The sequence below is a fragment of the Streptomyces sp. NBC_00016 genome (assembly GCF_045040885.1).
Taxonomy (GTDB): domain Bacteria; phylum Actinomycetota; class Actinomycetes; order Streptomycetales; family Streptomycetaceae; genus Streptomyces; species Streptomyces coriariae.
On sequence record NZ_CP108304.1, the window covers coordinates 4,979,941 to 5,004,012 of the forward strand.

A 24,072-nucleotide genomic window follows, 5' to 3' on the forward strand; every position below is an offset into this window, starting at 1 on the left:
GGCTCCACCGCCGCAAGCAGCGCCGTCGGGCAGCGCCCGGGAGCGTGCGCCTCAGGCCGGCGGGAGCGGCGGGACCCCGGGCATGCCGGGGCTCCCGAGGGGGGCCCGGGTACGGTCCGGGCCCACCCGCACGATCGTGACCACCCGGTCCGTCGGCTCCAGCATGCCGATCGCCGGATCGTCGTAGGCGAGGACCCGGTGTCCGCGGACGACACTGACCACCAGGTCGTCCGTCTCACGCGGCCCGCGGCCCGTCTCGGCCTTGGTGACGGGCCGTTCGACGAGGTCGAGCCCGTCACCCTGCTGGATGAGGTCCTCCATGACCCGGCCGGCCGCCGGACTGAGCACGGACAGGCCGAGGAGCCGGCCGGCCGCACCGGCGCTGGTGATGACCTCGTCGGCGCCCGACTGCCTGAGCAGCGGGGCGTTCTCCTCCTCGCGGACCGCCGCCACGATCTTCGCCCTGGGGTTGAGCTGGCGGGCCGTCAGAGCCACGAGGACGGCCGTGTCGTCCCGCTGGGTCGCGATGACGATCCGCCCCGCCCGCTGCACCTCGGCCCGCCGCAGCACATCACTGCGGGTGGCGTCCCCGACCACGCCCTCGTAGCCCTCGGCCGTCGCCGCGTCGATCACCTTCGCACTGGGATCGATCACCACGACCTGTTCCTTGCGCAGGCCCGCCGCACAGGCCGTCCGGATCGCGGACCGTCCCTTCGTTCCGAAGCCGACGACGACAGTGTGGTCGCGCAAGGGGACCTCCGGGATCATGGATATCTGTGGACTCATGGACACGTGTTGCTTCATGACGGGCAGGAGCCCGCCGGGAACCATGGTGCCCACCGATCGGATCACCGTCACAGGGGGCACACGATGAAGGACCATGAACGACCGCCGGCCCGCCCGGCCAGACTCTCCCTCTTCAGGTCCCTCTGGTACCGCTCCCGCACCGAGGCCCGGGACGACGCCGAGGCGGGCCGTTCCATCACGATGCCCATGCGCATCGCCGTCCCTCCGCTTCTGCAGGTACTCCGACGCCTCGCCATGGGCCTGCTGGTCCTGGCCGTCACCACGCTGATCGTCTACGTCGACCGTGACGGCTACAACGACAACTCGGACGGCTCCGTCAGCCTCCTCGACGCCGCCTACTACGCCACCGTCACACTCTCCACCACCGGCTACGGCGACATCACCCCGGTCAGTGAAACGGCCCGGCTCGTCAACATCCTCGTCATCACGCCACTGCGCGTGCTGTTCCTGATCATCCTGGTCGGCACCACCCTGGAGGTGCTCACCGAGCGCACCCGACAGCAGGTCCGCGTCCACCGCTGGCGGGTCCGCACCAGCAATCACGTCGTGGTCGTCGGCTACGGCACGAAGGGCCGCCACGCGGTGGAGACCCTCGTCGGGCAGGGCATCGCCAAGGACCGGATCGTCATCGTGGACGCCCAGCGCAAGTCCGCGCTCGCCGCCGGCGACGACGGACTGGTGTCGGTGACCGGGGACGCCACCCGCTCGGAGACGCTCCTCAAGGCCGAGGTCCAGACCGCCTCCCGGGTGATCGTCGCCCCGCAACGCGACGACACCGCCGCCCTGGTCACCCTCACCGCCCGGCAGCTGAACCGGCGCGCGACGATCGTCGTGGCCGCCCGGGAGGACGAGAACGTGCCGCTGCTCAAGCAGAGCGGCGCGGACACCGTGATCACCAGCTCCAGCTCCGCCGGGCGGCTGCTCGGCGTCTCGATGGTCAGCCCGACCGTGGCCAGGACCCTGGAGAACCTGATGACCCTCGGCAACGGCCTCGACCTCATCGAGCGGCCGGTCAGCAAGGCGGAGGTCGGCGCGGCGCCCCGCAGCTGCGCGGACCTGGTCGTGGCCGTCGTCCGGGGCAAGGAACTGCTGGACTACACCGACCCCCGGCTCACCCGGCTCCAACTGGGGGACCGCGTGATCACGGTCAGCCGAGCCGTCCCGGCACCTGAGCAGGCATGACGATGTTTCACGTGAAACCGGGGCGGTGGGGGCGAGCTGGAGCAAGCCGGGACCGTTTCACGTGAAACACGGGCGAACGGGCGAACGGGTGAAGGGGTGAAGGGGTGAACCAGGACGGTTTCACGTGAAACAGGCGTCGATCCCTGCCGTCGCCCACGGCAGGTCGAGAAGCTCCGTCTCCTGACCCGCGCGTGCCCCGCCCGGCGGCACGACGGCGAGGGCGTCGGCCGCCGCGATACCCCGCAGCATGGCCGGGCCGTTGTAGTGCAGCGGCACGGCATGGTCACCGCGCAGGACGACCGGGATGAGCCGAGTGTCGTAGGGGTGCCCGTGCACCGATTGCCGCAGCGGCAGCGCGTACGGCTCGGGAGCCGGCCGGGCGGCGAGAGCGCGCAGCAGCGGCTCCGCGAGCGTGAGCAGGCCGGAGACGGCCGCGAGAGGGTTGCCGGGCAGGCCGACGAGGTGCTGGTCCTCCTTGAGGCGGGCCAGCAGCATCGGGTGCCCGGGGCGCACCTTGACGCCGTCGACGAGGAGTTCGGCGTCGAGCCGCCGCAGGGTGGGGTGCACGTGGTCGACGGGCCCCGAGGCGGTGCCCCCGGTGGTGACGATGAGATCGGCGGCGGATGCGGTGATGGCCTTGTGCAGGGCCTTCGCGTCGTCGCCGAGCCGGCGTACGGAGGTGACCTCGGCGCCCAGCGACCGCAGCCACGGGGGCAGCATCGGACCGAGCGCGTCCCGGATGAGGCCGTCGTGCGGGCGGCCCTCGGTGAGCAGTTCGTCGCCCAGGACGAGCACCTCGACCCGGGGCCGGGGGACGGCGGCCAGCGTGTCGTATCCGGCGGCCGCGGCGAGGCCGAGGACCGCCGGGGTCACCACCGCCCCGCCCCGCAGCAACTGATCCCCGCTGCGGCACTCCTGGCCCCGTGGGCGGATGTCCTGGCCGTGCTGCATCTCGCGGGTCGGGTGCAGGCGGCCGTTGCCGTCGGTCCGACCGTGCTCACTGCGCAGTACCGCGGTGGTGTCCGGGGGGATCCGGGCGCCGGTGGCGATCCGTACGGCCTCGCCGTCGGCCAGGGGCGCGGGCGCCGAGCCGCCGGCCAGGACGCCCTCCTCCCGTACGTGCCAGGGGCCGGGACCCGCGACAGCCCAGCCGTCCATCGCCGAGGTGTCGAAGGAGGGCAGGTCGGTGAGGGCCGTCAGCGGGGCGGCCAGAACGAGGCCGAGGGCGTCGCCGAGGGTCACGGAGACGGGGGCGGGACGGGCTGCGCCGGAGCGTGCGGCGCGGGCGGCGATCGTCCGGGCCTCGGGCCAGGAGGTCGCCCGGTGGCGATGCTCGGCGGCGTCGGCCCGGTGACCGGCCTCCGGACTCCGGGCCGGGGAGGAGGGGGAGGAGGAGGGCGGCGTGCCGTCGCCGCTGCCCCCGCGCTGTGCGGGGCTGTGGCCGCCGGGCGGGCGGGCGGTGCCGTTGCCGTCCTTCACGAGGGCGAGCGCCTCCTCGACGTCGAGGTCCTCGGCGTCGAGGCCCTGCCGGGTACCGCGGGCGGTCATCCGGCGTCCGGTCCGGAGCCGCCGGGCTTGTCGGCCTTCCGCTGCTCGGCCTTCTGCTGCTCGGCCTGCCCTTGCTCGGCTTTCTCCTGTTCGGCCTCCTCCGCCCAGCGCAGCGCGAGGGCGGCGGCCTTGCGGGCGGCCTCGGCGACGGCTTCGGGGCCTCCCTCGGCCTGCGCGGCCGCATAGCCGACCAGGAAGGTGGTCAGCGGGGCCGCGGGCCTGGCCACCCCGTGGGCGGCGTCACGGGCCAGATCGAGGAGGGCGCCGGTGTCGACGTCGAGGTCGATGCCCAGCTCGTCCTTGACTGCGGAAATCCATTCATCCAACACGTGGTCATGCTCCCTGATACGTGCCCTGGCGGCGGCGATGTCGTCCCAGGTGTCGCAGTCGAACGACGCGACCGGGTCGGGGACGCGGGTGAGGTCGAGTCCGGCGGTCAGCCGGCGCAGCGGCAGCCCGGTGAGGCCGCCTTCGCCGGCGGTGAGCACCGCCAGTTCGCGGCGCAGTGCGGCCGTGCGGTACGCGGCGACGAGCGGCTGGTCACGGCCGTCGGCGTCGGTGAGCAGCACACCCTCGGCCGCGCCCGCGCGCAGCGCGGTCAGCAGTCGCCGTACGGTGTCCGCCGCGAGGAAGGGCAGATCGGCGGAGAGGACGAGGACGTCGTCCGCCGCGGTGTGGCGCAGTCCGGCGTCGAGCGCGGCGACGGGCCCCGCGCCGGGCGGGTCCTCGCGTGCCCAGCGCACGGGCCGCGCGGTGGGGCGGGGATCGGCGACGACGACGGTGGTGCGCGCGTCGGCGCAGGCGCCCAGCACCCGGTCGAGCAGCGCGCGCCCGCCCACCCGCACACCCGGCTTGTCGGCGCCGCCGAGCCGGCGGGCGCCGCCACCGGCGAGCACGACGGCGTCGTGGGCGGCGGGCTCGTTCGAGGTCACCCCCCGAGTATGCGGGCCGCCCCGGGGATGCGGGCCCGCCGGATCACGGGAAACACGCGAATCGCCGGGGCGCGCCCGCAATCACAGGGTGCGCAACAGCACCGCCGGCTGCTCCACGCAGTCCGCCACGTAGCGCAGGAAGCCTCCCGCCGTTCCGCCGTCGCACACCCGGTGGTCGAAGGTGAGCGAGAGCTGGACGACCTGGCGCACCGCCAGCTCGCCCTCGTGCACCCACGGCTTGGGGATGATGCGGCCGACACCGAGCATGGCCGCCTCGGGGTGGTTGATGATCGGCGTGGAGCCGTCGACTCCGAACACCCCGTAGTTGTTCAAGGTGAAGGTGCCGCCGGTCAGGTCGGCGGGGGTGAGACGGCCGTCCCGGGACACCTCGGTGAGCCGGGCGAACTCCGCGGTGAGTCCCTCGGCGTCCCGGGCGTGCGCGTCTCGGACGACGGGCACGACGAGTCCGCGCTCGGTCTGCGCGGCGAAGCCGAGGTGGACATGGTCGAACTGGACGACCTCCCGGGCCGCCAGGTCGACGGTGGAGTTCAGCTCCGGGAAGCGGGCCAGCGCCGCGGTGCAGATACGGGCGAGCAGCGCGAGGAGGGAGATCTTCGGCCCGCCGGACGCGTTCATGGCGGCCCGGGCCCGCATCAGCTCCGTCGCGTCGGCGTCCACCCAGCAGGTGGCGTCGGGGATCTCGCGTCGGCTGCGGGAGAGCTTGTCGGCGACTGCACCCCGGACGCCCTTGAGCGGGACGCGGCGGCTTCCGGAGGGAGCGGAGGACCCGGGTGACAGCTGTGCCGCCCGGTCCCGCGGGGCGGCCCCCCGCAGCGCGTTCTCCACGTCCGCCCGCAGGATCAGCCCCTCGGGCCCGGAGCCCGTGAGTTCCCGCAGGTCCAGGTTGTTCTCCCGGGCGAGTCTGCGCACCAGGGGGGAGATCACGGGGACGGGGCCGTCGGGCTTTCCGGCCGGGACACCCGGGAGAACCGGGGCAGCCGGGGCGGGGGCCGCGACGGTCACGGAAGCGGCTGGTTCCGGTCGCGCCGACCGGATCCGGCGCCTGCGGGCGGGTGCCTCCGAGGTGCCGTAACCGACGAGCACGTTGCCCGACCCCTCGGCGCCCGTGGCGGGAACCTCCGGGCCGCCGGAGGCCGGCGCACCGACCGCGACCGTGATCAGCGGGGCGCCGACGGGCAGTTCGGTGCCCTCCTCGCCGAAGCGCGCGGTGACCACACCGCCGTAGGGGCAGGGCACCTCGACCATCGCCTTGGCCGTCTCGACCTCGACGACCGGCTGGTCGACGGCGACGACGTCGCCCACCTGGACCAGCCAGCGGACGATCTCCGCCTCGGTGAGTCCCTCCCCGAGGTCGGGGAGCTTGAACTCCAGCACCTGTGCCATCAGTTGTCCGCCTCCCACTGCAACCGCGCCACGGCGTCCAGGATGCGGTCGACGCCGGGCAGGTGGTGGCGCTCCAGCATCGGCGGCGGGTACGGAATGTCGAACCCGGCGACGCGCAGCACCGGTGCCTCCAGGTGGTGGAAGCAGCGCTCCGTGACGCGGGCCGCGATCTCGCCGCCCGGGCCGCCGAAGGAGCCCGACTCGTGCACGACGACCGCGCGGCCGGTCCGCCGCACCGAGGCGCAGACCGTCTCGTCGTCGAAGGGGACCAGCGAGCGCAGGTCGACGACCTCGAGGTCCCACCCCTCGGCGCGCGCCGCTTCGGCGGCTTCGAGGCAGACCGGGACCGAAGGACCGTAGGTGATCAGCGTGGCGCTCCGGCCCGAGCGCCGCACCACCGCGCGGCCGATCGGTTCGACACTCTGCGGTTCCTCCGGGTTCCAGGAGTCCTTGGACCAGTACAGACGCTTGGGTTCGAGGACGACGACCGGGTCGTCGGAGGCGATGGCGGCGCGCAGCAGACCGTAGGCGTCGGCGACCGTGGCGGGCGTGACGACATGGAGGCCCGGGGTCGCCATGTAGTACGCCTCGGAGGAGTCGCTGTGGTGCTCGACGCCTCCGATGCCGCCGCCGTAGGGCACCCGGACGGTGATCGGCAGGGGCATACGGCCGCGGGTGCGGTTGCGCATCCGGGCGACATGGCTGATGAGCTGCTCGAACGCCGGGTAGGCGAAGGCGTCGAACTGCATCTCCACGACCGGCCGCAGTCCGTACATCGCCATGCCGACGGCAGTGCCGAGGATGCCCGCCTCGGCGAGCGGGGTGTCCGTGCAACGGTCCTCGCCGAACTCCGCGGCGAGGCCGTCGGTGACCCGGAAGACGCCGCCGAGGGTGCCCACGTCCTCGCCCAGGACGTGCACGGTCGGGTCGGCGGCCATCGCGTCCCGGAGCGCGCGGGTGAGGGCCTGCGCCATGGTGGCGGGCTTGAGGGCGACGGTGGTCATCGGTGCGTGCCCTCCTGGTCGGCGTGCTCGGCCTCGAGCTCCGCCCGCAGCAGGTCGCGCTGTTCCCGCAGTTGGGGGGTGGGTTCGGCGTACACGTGGGCGAACAGGTCCATGGGGTCGAGGACCGCGTCCTGGTTCATGCGGGCGCGCAGGTCGGATGCCATCGCCTCGGCGGCGTCCCGCGCGGACTGCTTCGCGTCCTCGTCGAGCAGCCCGCGCGTGGTGAGTTCGCGCTCCAGCAGCTGGATCGGGTCGTGTTCGCGCCAGGTCTCGACCTCGGCGTCGCCGCGGTAGCGGGTGGCGTCGTCGGCGTTGGTGTGCGCCTCGATGCGGTAGGTCACCGCCTCCACGAGGGTGGGACCGCCGCCCTCACGCGCGTGCCGTACGGCGTCGGTCAGCACCTCGTGCACGGCGGCCGCGTCGTTGCCGTCGACCAGGCGGCCCGGCATGCCGTATCCGACGGCCTTGTGGGCCAGCGAGGGAGCGGCGGTCTGCTTGGCGAGCGGTACGGAGATCGCGAAGCCGTTGTTCTGCACGAGGAAGACGACCGGCGCCTGCCAGACGGCGGCGAAGTTCAGCGCCTCGTGGAAGTCGCCCTCGCTGGTGCCGCCGTCGCCGACCATGGCGAGCGCGACCACGTCGTCGCCCTTGAGCCGGGCGGCGTGCGCGAGGCCCACGGCGTGCGGGAGCTGGGTGGCGAGCGGGGTGGACAGCGGCGCCACCCGGTGCTCGTACGGGTCGTAGCCGGTGTGCCAGTCGCCGCGCAGCAGGGTGAGGGCCTCGACGGGGTCCACTCCGCGCGCGACGACGGCGAGGGTGTCGCGGTAGCTGGGGAAGAGCCAGTCCCGCTCCTGGAGGGCGAGCGCGGCGGCGACCTCGCAGGCCTCCTGGCCGGTGCTGGAGGGGTAGACGGCGAGTCTGCCCTGCTTGGTGAGGGCGGTGGCCTGGACGTTGTAACGGCGGCCGCGCACCAGCTGGGCGTACAGCCGGCGCAGCAGCTCCGGGTCGGCCTGCGCGGCCGCGTCGGTGCCGAGGACGCGGTACGGCTCCGCGTCGGGCAGCAGCGGCGCGGGGTCGGTACGGGGCTGCCAGGCCGGCGGCGGAGTCGGCCGGTAGGCGCCCCGCTGCTCCATGACCGTCATGACGGCACCTCCTCGTGGGAGTGGCTACGGGAGACGCGTCGGTTGTGATGCGCCTCACCTACCGATTGTTCGGTCGTCGGCACATTTTGGCTACAGGGCCCCTCAGGCTGTGGACAAACGGTTCTCCACAACCTGAGATGGGTGCAGTACGTCCATGGCAGGAGGGCAGGGGGACATGGCACCTGAACAAATGGCCGAAGGGCCGGAGAACGGCACCGCGCCGCCTCCGGGCAGCCCTCCGCCGCCGACCGGTGTCCTGTCGCCGAGCAGTGTCCCGTCACCGGGCGGCGTCCCGCTGCCGCCGCCGCGTCCGCTGGACGCCATCGATCAGGACATCCTGCAGATACTCCAGGCGGACGGCCGCGCCTCGATACGGTCGGTCGCCGAGCGGGTCCACGTCTCGCGTGCCAACGCCTACGCGCGGATCAACCGGCTCATCGAGGACGGCGTCATCCGCGGCTTCGGCGCCCGTGTCGACCACGAGCGCGCCGGGCAGGGCACGAGCGCCTACATCACGCTGAAGATCGTGCAGAACTCCTGGCGGACGGTGCGCGAGCAGCTGCGGCTGCTGCCCGGCGCCTCCCACATCGCCCTCGTGGGGGGCGATTTCGACGTCCTGCTCCTGGTGCACACGCCGGACAACAGGGCGCTGCGCGAGGTGGTGCTCACCCGGCTCCAGTTGATCCCCGAGGTGCTCAGCACGCGCACGCTGCTGGTGTTCGAGGAGGAGGACCTGGAGCCGCAGGGGTGAGTCCTACGGGGCCGTGCGCAGCCCCTCGAAGACCAGCCGCACCACCGCGTCGGCGACCTCGCTCTCGACCATCCCCCGGCCGCCCGGCCGGTACCACTCGACGATCGAGTTGATCATCCCGAAGACCAGCCGGGTGGCGAGCCGTACCTCCATGTCGCCGCGTATGTCGCCGTCGGCGGCGGCCGCCTTCAGCAGTTCGGCGACCCGGTGGTCGAAGTCGCGGCGCCGCTCCAGGGCCCACCGCTCGGTGTCGGTGTTGCCGCGCACGCGCAGCAGCAGTGTCACGTACGGCAGTTCGCCGATGAGCACCTCGACCATGCGCCGCACGACGTACTCCAGGCGCTCCGAGGCGTCCCCCACGCGCGCGTGCTCCTCCTCGAGGATCCCGAAGAGGCCGTCCAGGGCCCGGCTGACGGCGCGCCGCAGCAGTTCCTCCTTGCCGGCGACATGGTGGTAGATCGACGACTTGGAGATGCCGGCCGCCTTGGAGAGGTGCTCCATGGAGGTGCCGTCGTAGCCGCGCTCGTTGAAAATCTGGACGGCGACGGAGAGCAGGGTCTCCGGGGTGTACGTGTCGCGCTTGGCGGTGGTCACGAGGCGCCCTCCCGCTTCTCGGTGGCATAGGAGTGGCGGTACAGCGCGAGGGACGGCGCGTACCGGCCGGAGGGGTCGCGCTCGTGCAGGTCGTCCAGGAGGGAGCAGGCCCAGGTGCGGCCCAGCCTGCGGCTCCACTCGAAGGGGCCGAGGGGGTAGTTGACGCCCAGGCGCATCGCGGTGTCGATGTCCTCCTCGGTGGCCACGCCCTTGGCCACGGCGTCGTGCGCGAGGTCGACGATCCGCGCGACCGTACGGGCGACGATCATGCCCGGGACGTCGCCGATGACGCTGACGTCCTTGCCGAGCGCCTGGAACAGGCCGATCGCCTCGGACATCGTCTGCGTGGAGGTGTCCTGGGAGGCGGACAGAGCGATGCGGGTGGCCTTGCGGTAGTCCAGGGCGAGGTCGAAGTAGACGACGTCCCGGAACTCCACGGACGTCTGGCCGTCGGCGAGGGCGAGCTGGCCGTCGCCGGGCAGCACCAGGCGGGTGCCGTGGTCCTCCTCCTCCTCGCGGACCTGGATGCCCGCCTCGCGGATCAGCGCGAGCAGTTCGGAGGCGGGGCCCAGATTGCCCTCGGCGACGACGTACGCGGGCGGCTGGGCCTTCTCCGCGGTGTGCGGTTCGGCCGCCCCGGCGGCCCCGGTCCCGGTGGAGTAGTCGTACCAGCCCTGGCCGGTCTTGCGCCCGAGGCGGCCCGACTCGACCAGGCGCCGCTGGGCGAGCGAGGGCGTGAAGCGCACGTCCTGGAAGAAGGACCGCCACACGGAGTGCGTGACCGACTCGTTGACGTCCTGTCCGATCAGGTCGGTCAGCTCGAAGGCGCCCATCTTGAACCCGCCCGACTCGCGCAGGATCGCGTCGATGGTGGCCGGGTCGGCGCCCTGCGCCTCGAAGACGGCGAACGCCTCGGCGTAGAAGGGCCGCGCGATGCGGTTGACGATGAAGCCGGGGGTGTCGGCGCAGGCGACCGGCGTCTTGCCCCAGGAGCGGGCGGTCTCGTACGCGCGGGTGGCCGAGGTGACGTCGGTGGCGTACCCGGAGACGACCTCGACCAGCGGCAGCAGCGGCGCGGGGTTGAAGAAGTGCAGGCCCACCAGGCGGCCCGGGTTGCGCAGGGCGCCCCCGACGGCGGTCACCGACAGGGACGAGGTGTTGGTGGCGAGCAGACAGTCCTCGCCGACGACGTCCTCCAGCTGCCGGAACAGCTCCTGCTTGGCCTCCAGAAGCTCGACGACGGCCTCGACGACCAGGGAGCAGTCGGCGAGGTCGGTGATGCTCTCCGCGGGCCGCAGGCGGGCACGTGCCTCGTCGCGGTCGCCGGCGGCGAGGCGGTCCTTCTCGACGAGCCGGTCCAGGCGGGCGCCGATCGCGGCCGCCGCCTCGCGGGCGCGGCCGGGCACGGCGTCGTACAGCCGCACGGGGTGACCGGCGACGAGCGCGACCTGGGCGATGCCCTGGCCCATGGTGCCGGTGCCGACGACGGCCACGGGGCTGCTGAGGTCGAGTGCTGTCATGTGCGCGATCCTCCCGCACGGGGTTTTCCACAGATGCGGCAGGCCCCCTTGTCCCGACCGATCGTTCGGTTACTCTAACCCTGACTGGCTGTTCCTGCCCAGGTTTCCGCCAGGTCATGAGCTCGACGGAGAGTTCTCAAGACGAGGAGTTGGTCCCGCATGGCCGCCGCCGAACCGACCGCGCACGCTCTGATCGCCCAGCACCGGCCCACCCTCGACCAGGCCCTGGAAGCGATCCGCACCCGCGCGTACTGGTCCCCGCACCCGGAACACCCCAAGGCCTACGGGGAGAACGGCAGCCTGGACGCCGCGGCCGGCAAGGCCGCCTTCGACGCCGTTCTGCACACCCGCCTGGACCTCGGCCAGCCCGGCACCGACGACTGGGTGGGCGGCGAGGTCTCGCCGTACGGCGTCGAACTGGGCGTGACCTACCCGCACGCGGACGTGGACACACTGCTGCCCGCCATGCGGGCCGGACAGGGCGCCTGGCGGGACGCGGGAGCCGAAGTGCGCGCGGTGGTCTGCCTGGAGATCCTCAAGCGGATCAGCGACCGGACGCACGAGTTCGCGCACGCGGTCATGCACACCTCCGGCCAGGCCTTCATGATGGCGTTCCAGGCGGGCGGCCCGCACGCGCAGGACCGCGGCCTGGAAGCGGTGGCGTACGCGTACGCGGAGCAGGTCCGCACGCCCGGCACGGCGGAGTGGAGCAAGCCCCAGGGCAAGCGCGACCCGCTCGCGCTGACCAAGCGCTTCACCCCGGTCCCGCGCGGGATCGCCCTGCTCATCGGCTGCAACACCTTCCCGACATGGAACGGCTACCCGGGTCTGTTCGCCTCCCTGGCCACCGGCAACGCGGTCCTGGTCAAGCCCCACCCGCGCGCGGTGCTGCCGCTCGCGCTGACCGTGGGCGTCGCCCGCGAGGTGCTCGCCGAGGCCGGCTTCGACCCGAACCTGGTCGCGCTGGCCGCCGAGCGCCCCGGCGAGGGCATCGCCAAGACCCTGGCCACCCGCCCCGAGATCCGGATCGTCGACTACACCGGCTCGACCGCCTTCGGCGACTGGCTGGAGGCCAACGCCCGCCAGGCGCAGGTGTACACCGAGAAGGCCGGCGTCAACACGGTGATCGTGGAGTCCACGGCGAACTACAAGGGCATGCTCGCCAACCTGGCGTTCTCGCTCTCCCTGTACAGCGGCCAGATGTGCACGACCCCGCAGAACCTGCTGATCCCCCGCGACGGCATCCGCACCGACGAGGGCGCGAAGACCTTCGACGAGGTCGTCGCCGACCTCGCCCGCTCGGTCGACGGCCTCCTCGGCGACGACGCGCGCGCCAACGCGCTGCTCGGCGCCATCGTCAACCCGGACGTCAAGGCCCGTCTGGAGGCCGCCGCGGGCCTCGGCGAGGTCGCCCTCGCCTCCCGCGAGGTGAGCAACCCGGAGTTCCCGGACGCGATCGTGCGCACCCCGGTGCTCGTCAAGCTCGACGGGGCGCGGAAGTACTGGGAGGGGACGGACGACGAGGCCGCCTACATGGGCGAGTGCTTCGGCCCGGTCTCCTTCGCCGTCGCCGTCGACTCCACGGCCGACGCGGTCGCCCTGCTGCGGCGCACGGTGCGCGAGAAGGGCGCGATGACGGTCGGCGCGTACACCACCGACGCGGAGGTCGAGCGGGCGATCGAGGAGGTCTGCCTGGAGGAGGCCGCCCAGCTGTCGCTCAACCTCACCGGCGGGGTCTACGTCAACCAGACGGCCGCGTTCTCCGACTTCCACGGCTCGGGCGGCAACCCGGCGGCCAACGCGGCCCTCACCGACGGCGCGTTCGTCGCCAACCGCTTCCGGGTGGTGGAGGTCCGCCGGGACGCCTAGGCGTCTAGGGGACGTGCGGTGCGCCCCCGGTGGCGCTCCAGTGGTACAGCGTCATGGCCACACTGGTCGCGAGGTTGTAGCTGGAGACCTGGGGGCGCATCGGCAGGGCGAGAAGGTGGTCGGCACGCGCGCGCAGCTCTGCGGAGAGCCCGCTGCGCTCCGACCCGAAGGCCAGCAGGGCGTCGTCCGGCAGCTTGACGCCCCGCAGGTCGTCACCCTCCGGGTCGAGGGCGAACACCGGGCCGGCCGGCAGCTCGCCGACGGTCAGCCGCTCCACGGCGGTCGCGAAGTGCAGCCCCGCCCCGCCGCGCACCACGGTCGGGTGCCAGGGGTCGAGGGTGCCGGTGGTGACCACCCCGGTGGCCCCGAAACCGGCGGCCAGCCGGATCACCGCGCCCGCGTTGCCGAGGTTGCGCGGGTCGTCCAGGACCACGACGGGAGTGGCGCGGGGGGCGCGCCCCAGCCGCTCCAGGTTGGCCTCGCGGGAGGGCCGTACGGCCAGGGCGGCGACCGCGGTGGGATGCGGGCGCGGCACCAGGGAGGTGTACGTCGCCTCGGGGACCTCCGTCAGCAGCGCGTCCAGCGCGTCACGCACGTCCGGGGCGAGTTCGTCGGCGAGGGCGAGCGTCGCCCGCCGGTCGGCGGTGACCGCCACCGGGACCTCGGCTCCGAAGCGCACGGCGTGCTTGAGGGCGTGGAAGCCGTCGAGCAGGACGGAGGCGTCGGCGAGCCGCCGCCACCGGCCGAGCGGATCGGAGCCGGCGGTCACGGGGTCGGTCATGCCGTGAACCCTACGCGCGCGTGCTCGGGGTTCTCCTGGGCCCGCGGCCCCGGTGATTCCGGCGCAGGCGTACGACCGACGCCGGGGAACAGCCGTCCACGCGCGCGTGACGTCCATCCGCCCACCCGGCGCAGGAAGGTCGTCGGCAGGAAGACGGCGTCCGTCGCGATCATCGCCAGCGAGAAGAACGGCAGCCCGAGCACCAGGGCGATCACCGCGTGCTCCGTCATCATCAGGACCAGCAGGACGTTCTTCAGCCGCCGGTTGGCGAGCGTGAACGGGAAGGCGACCTGCACGATGACGGTCCCGTAGGTGGCCAGCAGGACCATCGTGCCGCTGCCGGCCAGCAGGTCGGCGAGCGCGGGCCAGGGCGAGAAGTAGTCCAGGTGCAGGGGGTAGTACGCGGCGGTGCCGTCCTGCCAGCGCGAGCCCTGGATCTTGTACCAGCCGGCCGTCGCGTAGATCAGACAGGCCTCGGCCATGATCACGACCAGGGCGCCGTTGTGCAGGATGTTGCCGATCACGTCGAGCAGGATCCGGGGCTCCGCCGACTTCGTGCGGCGGCCGACGGCCCACCACAGGCCCTGTACGGCCCACGCCGCCCACAGAAGCGCCGGAATGGTCCAGTCGCTGTGGAAACGGCCCGCCACGGTCACCGTGACCAGGACGAACCCGGCCACGGCCCACAGGACGGGACCCACCCGGTCCGTGACCCGCTCCCCACGCGCGCGTGCCTCCTGCGCGCGCCGTTCGCGTCGTGCGTCCAGCGACCACACCCGGCCGCACCGTATGAACACGAGATAGATCGACATCAGGTGCAGGACGTTGTCCCCGCCGTCGCCCATGAAGACGCTGCGGTTCTGGAGCGACAGCACGCCGACCATGAACAGCACCGACATCGCGCGGGTGCGCCAGCCGATCAGCAGCAGCGCGGCGGAGAGCAGCGCGAGCAGGTACACCGCCTCGAACCAGCCCCGCCCGTCCGACCACATCAGCGCCGTGAACGCGCCGTTGGTGTCGATCAGCTGGCGGGCCAGCTCCCAGTCCCAGGGACCGTCGGGGCCGTAGAGCTCATGCCGGTGGGGGAACTCGCGCAGCAGGAACATCAGCCAGGTGGCGCTGAAGCCGATCCGGACCACGGCGCTCTGGTACGGCGCGAGCGCCGACCCGGTGACGCGCGCGATGGCGGCGGACACCGTCAGGGAGAACCGGTTCACCTCGTGCCTCCCTCGGTCTCGCCGTCCGGCACCGACCACCAGGACAGTTCGCGGTACACCGGGCTCATCGACACCTTCTCGGTGCTCCACTTCGGCGGGGTCACGTTGGTGGTCTGCGAACGGACCTGTATCCGCTCGACGACACCGCCGTCGCCGGCTGCGCCGCCGCGCTCCAGACGCAGCACCACGATGTGGCGCAGGTACGTCTCGGAGAGGGCGCCGCGCAGGCCGACGGGGCGGTTGCCGTTGTCGTGCGTGGCGGTGAAGAAGTCCCAGGCGCGGCGCAGCTCGTTCTGCTGGGTGTGGCTCGGCAGCAGATTGCCGTCTATGGCCCGGCCGTCCTGCGCCGACAGGTCGTACCAGCCGGTGGTCCGCGAGCCGCCGTCCGCGGTACGGACCTGGGCCCTGACCTGGACGGCGATGTTCTGCTGAAGCGGGTTCGGCGCGAAGAGCTTCCAGTTCTGCTCGAACTCCGGGTAGATCCAGTCGTCGATCGCCTTGCCGTGCGTCTTGGTGACGGTGTTCGACGGGGCGACGTGCAGGAACACCATCCCGATATGCACGCAGACGGTCACCGCGACGACGGCCAGCGCCAGCGCGGCGCCGACCTGATAGCGGGGAGAGAGGGCGGCCACACCGGTCCGGGGCTCCGGCCGCCGAGGCCCACTCGCGAGACCGGCGGCGGCGTCACCGGCGTCACCGGCGTCACTGGCGGACTCAGCCTGGAAGGCACCGTCCGAGTCGGTGTGCTCGGCCCGAGGAACAGACTCGGAGTCCGCGTCTTCGGCCCGGGAGGCCGGTTCAGGGCTCGGGAGTTCGGCTCGGGGGCGGGGAACGGTTTCCCGGGCGGGTGGCGTCTCCGCCTCCGCCTCCCTCGACGTGTTCGGCCCCTGTGGAGAGCCGGCCCCTCCGTCGTGCACGTCCATTCCGCCCCGTTCCCCGATACCGGTCGTCTTCGCGCTGCGTCGCGCAATCGCGAACGGTACTCAGCCTCACCCGTTCGGCGCAGCCCCCTCCCCGCGACACCCGGGCCGGGAAGGGCCGGGGCAGGTTGTCCACAGGGGATGCCCGCAGGTTATCCACAGCGGTTGACACCTTACGACGGCCGTCCCACCATGGAATCGCACGGACCGAACGATCGGTCGGGAGAAGGCTCGGCAGAGCCGAGGCCAAGGCACCGCGCCGAGGCCCGAGGTCAAGGGGGACCGCATGGCGACAGCAGCCGCGCACCAGACGGCCCGCACACAGCCGCACACCGGGCAGGACAGCGGAGCCGGCGCCGATGAGGCGTACGCGCGCGCCTTCGACGCCACCGTGGCCGCCGACGAACGCATCGAGCCACGCGACTGGATGCCCGACGCCTACCGCGCGACGCTGGTACGCCAGATCGCCCAGCATGCCCACTCCGAGATCATCGGCATGCAGCCGGAGGCCAACTGGATCACCCGCGCGCCCTCCCTGCGCCGCAAGGCCATCCTCATGGCGAAGGTCCAGGACGAGGCGGGCCACGGGCTCTACCTGTACAGCGCCGCCGAGACCCTCGGCGCCAGCCGTGAGGAACTGCTCGACAAGCTCCACTCCGGCCGCCAGAAGTACTCCTCGATCTTCAACTACCCCACGCTGACCTGGGCCGACGTCGGCGCGATCGGCTGGCTGGTGGACGGCGCCGCGATCACCAACCAGGTGCCCCTGTGCCGCTGCTCCTACGGCCCGTACGCCCGCGCGATGGTCCGCGTCTGCAAGGAGGAGTCCTTCCACCAGCGCCAGGGGTACGAGCTGCTGCTGGCCCTCAGCCGAGGCACCCCGGAACAGCACGCGATGGCGCAGGACGCGGTGGACCGCTGGTGGTGGCCGTCACTGATGATGTTCGGCCCGCCCGACGACGAGTCCGCGCACTCCGCGCAGTCGATGGCCTGGAAGATCAAGCGCCACTCGAACGACGAACTGCGCCGGCGCTTCGTCGACATCTGCGTCCCCCAGGCGGCCTCGCTCGGCCTCACGCTCCCCGACCCGGACCTGAAGTGGAACGAGGAGCGGGGCCACCACGACTTCGGAGCCATCGACTGGACCGAGTTCAAGGAGGTCCTCAAGGGCAACGGCCCCTGCAACGAGCAGCGGATCACACAACGCAGGCGCGCACACGAAGAGGGCGCGTGGGTACGAGAGGCGGCCGCCGCCTACGCGGCCAAACACAGCTCTGGGACGGAAGTGGAGCAGGCATGACGAACACCGACTGGCCCCTGTGGGAGGTCTTCGTGCGCTCCCGGCGCGGCCTCTCCCACACCCACGCCGGCAGCCTGCACGCGCCGGACGCCGAGTTCGCCCTGCGCAACGCGCGCGATCTGTACACCCGGCGCGGCGAGGGCGTCTCGATCTGGGTCGTGCCGTCCTCCGCGATCACGGCCTCCTCGCCGGACGAGAAGGACCCGTTCTTCGAACCGTCCGCCGACAAGCCGTACCGGCACCCGACGTTCTACGAGATCCCGGAAGGGGTGAAGCACCTGTGACCACGACGACGCACACCCACACCGCCGCCGCCCTCGCCCTCGGAGACGACGCCCTGGTGCTCTCCCACCGCCTGGGGGAGTGGATGGGCCACGCGCCCGTGCTGGAGGAGGAGGTCGCCCTCGGCAACATCGCCCTCGACCTGCTGGGCCAGGCCCGGATCCTGCTGTCGATGGCAGGCGACGAGGACGAGTTGGCGTACCTGCGTGAGGAACGCGCCTTCCGCAACCTCCAGTTGGTCGAGCAACCAGGCGGAGACTTCGCCCACACCATCGCCCGCCAGCTGTACTTCTCCACCTATCAGCACCTGCTGTACGCGCGGCTGGCGTCCGTGGAGGGCCCGTTCGCGGGACTGGCGGCGAAGGCCGTCAAGGAGGTCGCCTACCACCGCGACCACGCCGAACAGTGGACACTGCGGCTCGGCGACGGCACCGAGGAGAGCCACGAGCGGATGCAGCGGGCCTGCACGGCACTGTGGCGGTTCACCGGGGAGATGTTCGCCCCCCTGGACGGCCTCGGCCTCGACCTGTCGGAGCTGGAGTCGGTCTGGCTGGAGTCGGTGCGCAGCCTGCTGGAGCGGGCCGGCCTGGCCGTGCCCGAGGGGCCGCGCACCGGAGCCTGGCGCGCCGGCGCGGGCCGCGAGGGCCTGCACACCGAGTCCTTCGGCCGGATGCTCGCCGAGATGCAGCACCTGCACCGCAGTCACCCGGGTGCGTCATGGTGACGCTCACCCCGCTGGAGGCGGAACTCCTCGAGGTCGCCGGCTCGGTGCTCGACCCCGAACTGCCCGTGGTCACCCTCCGGGAACTCGGCGTGCTGCGCGCGGTGCACGTACGCGACACGGACACCGTCGACGTCGAGCTGACCCCCACCTACACCGGCTGTCCGGCGGTGGAGGCGATGTCCCTGGACATCGAGCGGGCGCTGCGCGCACACGGGGTCCGCGAGGTCACCGTGCGCACGGTGCTGTCCCCCGCCTGGTCGACCGACGACATCTCCGCCGAAGGGCGCCGCAAACTGCGGGAGTTCGGCATCGCACCGCCACGCGTGCGCCAGGCGGCCGAACCGGTCGGCATCACCCTGGGCCCCACCCGGACCAGGGACGCGGACGCGAGCGCGGACATGGGCGCGGACATGGGCGTGGCCCTGGAGCCGATCCTCTGCCCGCACTGCGGCTCCGCCGACACCGAACTGCTCAGCCGCTTCTCCTCCACCGCCTGCAAGGCGCTGCGGCGCTGCCTCGCCTGCCGCGAACCCTTCGACCACTTCAAGGAGTTGTGATGGCCCGCTTCCACCCGCTCCAGGTGGCCGCGGTGGACCACCTCACCGACGACTCCGTCACCCTCACCCTCACGGTCCCCGACGCACTGCGCGAGGAGTACCGGCACGCGCCCGGCCAGCATCTCGCCCTGCGCCGCGTGGTCGACGGGACCGAGGTCAGGCGGACGTACTCGATCTGCTCGCCCGCACCCGGACCCGACGCTGCGGGGCCCGGCACCCTGCGGGTGGGCGTGCGGCTGGTCGAGGGCGGGGCCTTCTCGACGTACGCGCTGAAGGAGATCGCCGTCGGCGACGAGCTGGACGTGATGACGCCGGCCGGCCGGTTCACCCTCACCCCCGCGCCCGGCCGGTACGCGGCGATCGTCGGCGGCAGCGGGATCACGCCGGTGCTGTCGATCGTCTCGACGCTGCTGGCCCGCGAGCCCGCGGCCCGCTTCTGCCTCATCCGCAGCGACCGGACGGCCGCCTCGACGATGTTCCTGGAGGAGGTCGCCGACCTCAAGGACAGGTACCCCGAGCGGTTCCAGCTGGTCACCGTGCTCTCCCGGGAGGAGCAGCAGGCCGGACTGCCGTCCGGGCGGCTGGACCGCGAGCGGCTGACCGGGCTGCTGCCGTCGCTGCTGCCGGTAGGGGAGGTGGCTGGGTGGTTCCTGTGCGGGCCGTTCGGCCTCGTCCAGGGCGCGGAGCAGGCGCTGCGGGAGATCGGGGTCGCACGGTCCCGGATCCACGAGGAGATCTTCCACGTGGAGGTCACGGCGCCCCCGGTGCGCGTGGCGGCTCCCACCCACAGCACCGTGACCGCCCGGCTCGACGGCCGGGGCGGCAGCTGGCCCGTGCGGGACGGGGAGTCGGTCCTGGAGACGGTGCTGCGCAACCGGCCGGACGCGCCCTACGCCTGCAAGGGCGGGGTGTGCGGGACCTGCCGGGCCTTCCTGGTCTCCGGCGAGGTGCGCATGGACCGCAACTTCGCGCTGGAACCGGAGGAGACGGACTCCGGATATGTGCTGGCCTGCCAGTCTCATCCGCTGACGGAGGCCGTGGAGGTGGACTTCGACCGGTGAGGGGCGCGCGACGAGGGGGCGATGAGAGAGGGTGACGAGGGGGCGAGCGACCGTTCTCCTCGGACCGACCCTTCCCTTCTTCTAGAACCTGTTCTATCTTGACGCTCCGTCAGATCAGCTGACCCGTCGGGAGGACAGGCCGTGGACTTCACCTTCACCGAGGAGCAGCAGGCAGCGGCGGAGGCGGCGCGGGGGGTGTTCGCCGGGGTCGCCCCCGACGCGGTGCCGAGCCCCGCGCTCACCCAGGGTGCCGTGGCCGACGACTTCGACCGCGCGCTGTGGGCCAGGCTCGCCTCGGCTGACCTGCTGAGCCTGCTGCTGGACGAGGAGTACGGCGGGGCCGGCCTCGACGCGATCGCGCTCTGTCTGGTGCTGCGCGAGGCGTCGAAGGTCCTGGCACGGGTACCGCTGCTGGAGAGCAGCGCGGCCGCAGCCGCCCTACAGGCTTACGGCGGCCCGGAGTTGAAGTCGTCCCTGCTCGCCCGGGCCGGCCGGGGCGAGATCGTCCTCACCGTCGCCGCGCACGGCCGCACCGGCCACGATCCGGCCGAACTCGCCGTGACCGCACGGCAGAACGACCCGGCAGGCGCGACCGGCACGACCGGCACAGGTGACGAACACGGTGCGGGCGGCCCGGGTGAGCCGGGCGCCGGCGAGTGGGTGCTGGACGGGGTGCAGACCGTGGTGCCCTGGGCGTACGACGCCGACTTCGTCGTCGTACCGGCGCGCACCGGGGACGACCGGAGCGTCCTCGCCGTCGTCGCCCGTGGGCACGAAGGAGTCGTGCTCGCCGAGCAGATCTCCACCACCGGCGAGCGGCTCGGCGAACTGCGCCTCGAATCGGCGAGGATCGCCGACCGGGACGTCATCACCGCCGACGGCGCCTGGGAGTGGCTGCGCGCCCTGCTGACCACGGGGACCTGCGCGCAGGCGCTCGGTCTGGGCGAGCGCGTCCTGGCGATGACCGGCGAGTACGCCGGCAAGCGGGAGCAGTTCGGACACCCCATCGCGACGTTCCAGGCCGTCGCCGTGCAGGCCGCCGACCGCTACATCGACCTGCGCGCGATGGAGGTCACGCTGTGGCAGGCCGCGTGGCGGATCGCCTCCGGGGCGCCGGGCGCGCTGCCGGCCTCCGGGGACGTCGCCGTGGCCAAGATCTGGGCCTCGGAAGGCGTACGGCGGGTCGTGCAGACCGCACAGCATCTGCACGGGGGCTTCGGCGCCGACGTCGACTACCCGCTGCACCGCTACCACGCCTGGGCCAAGCACCTGGAACTGTCGCTCGGCCCGGCCGCGGCACACGAGGAAGCCCTGGGCGACCTACTGGCCGCCCACCCCCTCGGCTGACGCCCACCCCGCCACGACGCACCGGCCGGCCCGGCAGAACCCACCGACCGACCGACCCACCTACCCGGCACAGAACGCACAGGCCGACCCGCCAAGACGGACCCGCCGACCCGACGAGGCGACCGCCGCTCCAAGAACCCGCAGATCCCCCGGCCCGCAGGTCCCCCAGCCTGCAGGCCGCACGACCTGCCGTTCCGACGACCTGCCGTTCCGAGTGCTTACAGGACGGAGCCCGGGTTGCCCTCGTCCGTGACGACCGGGCGGCCCGCGGCGGCCCAGATCTGCATGCCGCCGTCGACGTTCACGGCGTCGATGCCCTGCTGGACGAGATACATGGTGACCTGGGCCGAGCGACCGCCGGAGCGGCAGATCACATGGACCCGACCGTCCTGCGGAGCCGCCTCGGTCAGTTCACCGTAGCGGGCGACGAACTCGCTGATGGGGATGTGCAGTGCCCCTTCGGCGTGACCCGCCTGCCACTCGTCGTCCTCGCGGACGTCCAGCAGGAAGTCGTCGTCCTTGAGGTCGCCGACCTCGACCGTGGGCACACCAGCTCCGAAACTCATGCGCCCGACGCTACCCGACGGGGCATGCGACACGACCGGTCCCCGCTAGCCCACCAGCTCGGCCAGCTCCGCCTCGCGGGCGGCGACGTCCGCGAGGAGCTTGTCGGCGATCTCGTCCAGGAGCCGGTCGGGGTCCTCCGGTGCCATGCGGAGCATCGAGCCGATCGCGCCCTCCTCCAGTTCCCGGGCGACCAGCGCGAGCATCTCCTTGCGCTGGGCGAGCCACTCGAGACGGGCGTAGAGCTCCTCGCTGGGGCTCGGGCTCCGCTCCGCGGGTGCCGGACCGGCCGCCCACTCCTCGGCCAGCTCGCGCAGCAGGGCTTCCTCGCCACGGGCGTAGGCCGCGTTGACGCGGGTGATGAACTCCTCGCGCCGGGCCCGCTCGGCGTCCTCCTGGGCCAGGTCCGGGTGCGCCTTGCGGGCCAGCTCGCGGTACAGCTTGCGGGCCTCCTCGCTGGGCCGTACCCGCTGCGGGGGCCGGACCGACTGGTCCGTGAGCATCGCCTCGGCCTCGGGGAAGAGACCTTCGCCGTCCATCCAGCCGTGGAACAGTTCCTCGACCCCGGGCATCGGCATCACCCTGGCCCGCGCCTCGGCGGCCTTGCGCTTGTCCTCGGGATCACCGGTGCGGGCGGCCTTGGCCTCGGCGATCTGGGCGTCCAGTTCGTCGAGCCGGGCGTACATCGGGCCGAGTTTCTGATGGTGGAGCCGCGAGAAGTTCTCGACCTCGACGCGGAAGGTCTCCACCGCGATCTCGAACTCGATCAACGCCTGCTCGGCGGCCCGCACGGCCTGCTCCAGCCGTGCCTCGGGCCTAGGCTGCTCAGCTTCGGGGGTCGTCACCCGACCAGCCTAGGCCAACGCTCCCCCGAACCCGCCCGGCCGACGGTCCTGCAGGGGCCCCCGCCCGGACTGCCCTCCCCGGGCTTCCCCTGCTCCGACTCCGCCCGGCCGCCACTCACACGCCCGTCTCCGCCGGGATCCGCCCCTCCCGTACCGCCGCCACCAGGTCCGAGTGGTCCGCCTCGGTGCGGTCGGCGTAGGCGACGGCGAAGGTGGCGATCGCCTCGTCGAATTCCTCGCTCTTGCCGCAGTAGCCGGCGATGAGGCGGGGGTCGGCGCTGTGGGAGTGTGCGCGGGCGAGAAGCGCGCCGGTCATCCGGCCGTAGTCGTCGACCTGGTCGGCGGCGAGCGCGGCCGGGTCGACGCTGCCCTTGCGGTTGCGGAACTGCCGTACCTGGAAGGGGAGTCCGTCGACCGTCGTCCAGCCCAGCAGTATGTCGCTGACCACCTGCATGCGCTTCTGACCGATGACCACCCGGCGTCCCTCGTGCTCCACCTCAGGCACCTCGAAGCCGGCGGTCAGCAGATGCGGGACCAGGGCCGAGGCGCGGGCCTCCTTCACCTGGAGGATCAGCGGCTCGCCCCGGTGGTCGAGCAGCAGCACCACATACGACCTCGTCCCCACGCTGCCCGTGCCGACGATCCGGAAGGCGACGTCGTGGACCGCGTGGCGGGCCAGCAGCGGGTGGCGGTCCTCGGACAGGGTGGTCAGGTAATGCTCAAGGGACGCGGCCACCGCATGGGCTTCCGCGTCCGGGACGCGGCGCAGCACCGGCGCCGCGTCGACGAAGCGGCGGCCGCCGTCCTCCGTCGGCTCGGTCGACTTCGCCGCGAACCGCCCACTGGTGTTGGCCCGCGCCTTCTCCGAGACCCGCTCCAGGGTGCCCAGCAGGTCGTGCGCGTCGGTATGGGAGACCAGTTCCTCGTCGGCGATGGCGTTCCACGCGTCCAGCACGGGGAGCTTCGCCAGCAGCCGCATGGTGCGGCGGTAGGAGCCGGCCGCGCCGTGCGCCGCCTGGCGGCAGGTGTCCTCGTCCGCGCCGGCCTCGCGGCCCGCGAGCACCAGAGAGGCGGCGAGACGCTTGAGGTCCCACTCCCAGGGGCCGTCGACGGTCTCGTCGAAGTCGTTCAGGTCGATGACCAGGCCGCCCCGCGCGTCGCCGTACAGACCGAAGTTCGCGGCGTGGGCGTCGCCGCAGATCTGGGCGCGGATCCCGGTCATGGCGGTCCTGGCCAGGTCGTACGCCATGAGTCCGGCCGAGCCCCGCAGGAACGCGAACGGCGTCGCCGCCATCCGGCCGACCCGGATCGGGGCCAGCTCCGGGATGCGGCCCCGGCTGGACTCCTCGACCGCCGCCACGGCGTCCGGCCGGGAGGGGTCCAGGTCGAACGCGGCGTGTGCCGACCGAGGCACCCGGCCACGCAGAGCCTTGCCCGCCTCCTTGGGGGACCCCGGCCGGGGCGACCCGGGGACCGCACCCGCTTCCGGTCCCGCGGCGGGGCGCCCGGTGGGCCACTCGGCGAAGCCCCGCACCCGGGGGATCCTGTGTGCCCCACCCGTCTCTGTCCCCGCGCCACCGGCCTCGGTCACCATGACCGCCTCCCCCGCACACGTACGTCCGTCGGCTCGACGAGCCGAACATCAACTCGTGCCGACCGTACAGCCCGACGACGGCACGGCGGCAGACCCTGTGGACAACCTCCCGCCTGTGGAAATC

The 24,072-nt window shown here is 72.7% G+C and carries 22 protein-coding genes and 1 pseudogene; 9 read left to right on the forward strand and 14 right to left on the reverse strand.

Going from position 1 to position 24,072, the window contains the following annotated elements:
- Nucleotides 1–51 precede the first annotated feature (51 nt).
- A pseudogene (locus OG933_RS22040) lies at nucleotides 52–750 on the reverse strand (potassium channel family protein); the annotation flags it as partial.
- Between the two features lie 120 nt (nucleotides 751–870).
- On the opposite strand from OG933_RS22040, the gene OG933_RS22045 reads away from it, so the two are divergent.
- Entirely contained in the window at nucleotides 871–1,989 is a 1,119-nt protein-coding gene (locus OG933_RS22045) for a potassium channel family protein (protein ID WP_362524490.1), read from the forward strand.
- A 120-nt stretch (nucleotides 1,990–2,109) separates the two neighbouring features.
- On the opposite strand, the gene OG933_RS22050 is transcribed toward OG933_RS22045, so the two are convergent.
- From OG933_RS22050 to pdhA, 5 genes are all read right to left on the reverse strand, one after another.
- Nucleotides 2,110–3,537 carry a molybdopterin molybdotransferase MoeA gene (locus tag OG933_RS22050; protein WP_405628571.1) on the reverse strand — a complete coding sequence of 476 codons (1,428 nt, stop codon included), beginning with the start codon at nucleotides 3,535–3,537 and terminating at the stop codon, nucleotides 2,110–2,112.
- Complete coding sequence (locus tag OG933_RS22055) at nucleotides 3,534–4,469, reverse strand: NTP transferase domain-containing protein (protein ID WP_405628572.1); 936 nt, start codon at nucleotides 4,467–4,469, stop codon at nucleotides 3,534–3,536. The genes OG933_RS22050 and OG933_RS22055 overlap by 4 nt, the downstream gene beginning before the upstream one ends.
- A gap of 81 nt (nucleotides 4,470–4,550) precedes the next feature.
- Entirely contained in the window at nucleotides 4,551–5,873 is a 1,323-nt protein-coding gene (locus OG933_RS22060) for a dihydrolipoamide acetyltransferase family protein (protein ID WP_405628573.1), read from the reverse strand.
- Nucleotides 5,873–6,877, reverse strand: a complete 1,005-nt coding sequence (locus OG933_RS22065) for an alpha-ketoacid dehydrogenase subunit beta (RefSeq protein ID WP_362524479.1) — start codon at nucleotides 6,875–6,877, stop codon at nucleotides 5,873–5,875. The genes OG933_RS22060 and OG933_RS22065 overlap by 1 nt, the downstream gene beginning before the upstream one ends.
- Nucleotides 6,874–8,019, reverse strand: a complete 1,146-nt coding sequence (gene pdhA, locus OG933_RS22070) for a pyruvate dehydrogenase (acetyl-transferring) E1 component subunit alpha (protein WP_405628575.1) — start codon at nucleotides 8,017–8,019, stop codon at nucleotides 6,874–6,876. The genes OG933_RS22065 and pdhA overlap by 4 nt, the downstream gene beginning before the upstream one ends.
- 175 nt (nucleotides 8,020–8,194) lie before the next feature.
- Between pdhA and OG933_RS22075 the strand changes: the two genes are divergently transcribed.
- Nucleotides 8,195–8,770 carry an Lrp/AsnC family transcriptional regulator gene (locus OG933_RS22075; RefSeq protein ID WP_362524474.1) on the forward strand — a complete coding sequence of 192 codons (576 nt, stop codon included), beginning with the start codon at nucleotides 8,195–8,197 and terminating at the stop codon, nucleotides 8,768–8,770.
- A gap of 3 nt (nucleotides 8,771–8,773) precedes the next feature.
- Here OG933_RS22075 and OG933_RS22080 read toward each other — a convergent pair whose 3' ends face one another.
- Both OG933_RS22080 and OG933_RS22085 read right to left on the reverse strand, forming a co-directional pair.
- On the reverse strand, nucleotides 8,774–9,364 hold the full coding sequence (locus OG933_RS22080; RefSeq protein ID WP_020130601.1) for a TetR/AcrR family transcriptional regulator: 591 nt from the start codon (nucleotides 9,362–9,364) through the stop codon (nucleotides 8,774–8,776).
- Nucleotides 9,361–10,884: a 3-hydroxyacyl-CoA dehydrogenase gene (locus OG933_RS22085; RefSeq protein WP_405628577.1), complete on the reverse strand. Its 1,524-nt coding sequence runs from the start codon at nucleotides 10,882–10,884 to the stop codon at nucleotides 9,361–9,363. Before OG933_RS22085 ends, OG933_RS22080 begins: the two co-directional genes overlap by 4 nt.
- Before the next feature lie 159 nt (nucleotides 10,885–11,043).
- Between OG933_RS22085 and paaN the strand changes: the two genes are divergently transcribed.
- Nucleotides 11,044–12,753 (forward strand): phenylacetic acid degradation protein PaaN, encoded by a 1,710-nt coding sequence (gene paaN, locus OG933_RS22090; RefSeq protein WP_362524469.1) that lies wholly within the window; start codon nucleotides 11,044–11,046, stop codon nucleotides 12,751–12,753.
- Nucleotides 12,754–12,757: 4 nt separating this feature from the next.
- Here paaN and OG933_RS22095 read toward each other — a convergent pair whose 3' ends face one another.
- From OG933_RS22095 to OG933_RS22105, 3 genes are read right to left on the reverse strand one after another with little or no spacing between them, the layout of a single operon-like run.
- Nucleotides 12,758–13,534 (reverse strand): TrmH family RNA methyltransferase, encoded by a 777-nt coding sequence (locus OG933_RS22095; RefSeq protein WP_362267704.1) that lies wholly within the window; start codon nucleotides 13,532–13,534, stop codon nucleotides 12,758–12,760.
- Nucleotides 13,531–14,751 carry an HTTM domain-containing protein gene (locus tag OG933_RS22100; protein WP_362524467.1) on the reverse strand — a complete coding sequence of 407 codons (1,221 nt, stop codon included), beginning with the start codon at nucleotides 14,749–14,751 and terminating at the stop codon, nucleotides 13,531–13,533. The genes OG933_RS22095 and OG933_RS22100 overlap by 4 nt, the downstream gene beginning before the upstream one ends.
- Nucleotides 14,748–15,677, reverse strand: coding sequence for a DUF5819 family protein (locus OG933_RS22105; protein ID WP_405628580.1), 930 nt, complete (start codon nucleotides 15,675–15,677; stop codon nucleotides 14,748–14,750). The genes OG933_RS22100 and OG933_RS22105 overlap by 4 nt, the downstream gene beginning before the upstream one ends.
- A 283-nt stretch (nucleotides 15,678–15,960) precedes the next feature.
- Here OG933_RS22105 and paaA point away from each other — a divergent pair, with 283 nt between their 5' ends.
- From paaA to OG933_RS22135, 6 genes are all read left to right on the forward strand, one after another.
- Nucleotides 15,961–16,974, forward strand: a complete 1,014-nt coding sequence (gene paaA / locus OG933_RS22110) for a 1,2-phenylacetyl-CoA epoxidase subunit PaaA (protein ID WP_054242082.1) — start codon at nucleotides 15,961–15,963, stop codon at nucleotides 16,972–16,974.
- Complete coding sequence (paaB, locus tag OG933_RS22115) at nucleotides 16,971–17,258, forward strand: 1,2-phenylacetyl-CoA epoxidase subunit PaaB (RefSeq protein WP_054242083.1); 288 nt, start codon at nucleotides 16,971–16,973, stop codon at nucleotides 17,256–17,258. Before paaA ends, paaB begins: the two co-directional genes overlap by 4 nt.
- Nucleotides 17,255–17,980: a 1,2-phenylacetyl-CoA epoxidase subunit PaaC gene (paaC, locus tag OG933_RS22120; protein ID WP_405628582.1), complete on the forward strand. Its 726-nt coding sequence runs from the start codon at nucleotides 17,255–17,257 to the stop codon at nucleotides 17,978–17,980. Before paaB ends, paaC begins: the two co-directional genes overlap by 4 nt.
- Nucleotides 17,974–18,537 carry a 1,2-phenylacetyl-CoA epoxidase subunit PaaD gene (paaD, locus tag OG933_RS22125; RefSeq protein WP_405628584.1) on the forward strand — a complete coding sequence of 188 codons (564 nt, stop codon included), beginning with the start codon at nucleotides 17,974–17,976 and terminating at the stop codon, nucleotides 18,535–18,537. Before paaC ends, paaD begins: the two co-directional genes overlap by 7 nt.
- Nucleotides 18,537–19,598 carry a 2Fe-2S iron-sulfur cluster-binding protein gene (locus tag OG933_RS22130; RefSeq protein WP_405628586.1) on the forward strand — a complete coding sequence of 354 codons (1,062 nt, stop codon included), beginning with the start codon at nucleotides 18,537–18,539 and terminating at the stop codon, nucleotides 19,596–19,598. Before paaD ends, OG933_RS22130 begins: the two co-directional genes overlap by 1 nt.
- Nucleotides 19,599–19,739: 141 nt before the next feature.
- Nucleotides 19,740–20,945, forward strand: coding sequence for an acyl-CoA dehydrogenase family protein (locus OG933_RS22135; RefSeq protein ID WP_405628588.1), 1,206 nt, complete (start codon nucleotides 19,740–19,742; stop codon nucleotides 20,943–20,945).
- Nucleotides 20,946–21,163: 218 nt separating this feature from the next.
- Here OG933_RS22135 and OG933_RS22140 read toward each other — a convergent pair whose 3' ends face one another.
- From OG933_RS22140 to OG933_RS22150, 3 genes are all read right to left on the reverse strand, one after another.
- On the reverse strand, nucleotides 21,164–21,493 hold the full coding sequence (locus OG933_RS22140) for a rhodanese-like domain-containing protein (protein ID WP_020130613.1): 330 nt from the start codon (nucleotides 21,491–21,493) through the stop codon (nucleotides 21,164–21,166).
- Between the two features lie 63 nt (nucleotides 21,494–21,556).
- The gene (locus OG933_RS22145; protein ID WP_054242089.1) at nucleotides 21,557–22,354 is read right to left on the reverse strand and encodes a J domain-containing protein; all 798 of its coding nucleotides are present in this window, start codon (nucleotides 22,352–22,354) and stop codon (nucleotides 21,557–21,559) included.
- Nucleotides 22,355–22,469: 115 nt separating this feature from the next.
- Entirely contained in the window at nucleotides 22,470–23,948 is a 1,479-nt protein-coding gene (locus OG933_RS22150; RefSeq protein ID WP_405628590.1) for a DUF2252 domain-containing protein, read from the reverse strand.
- Nucleotides 23,949–24,072: the final 124 nt, after the last annotated feature.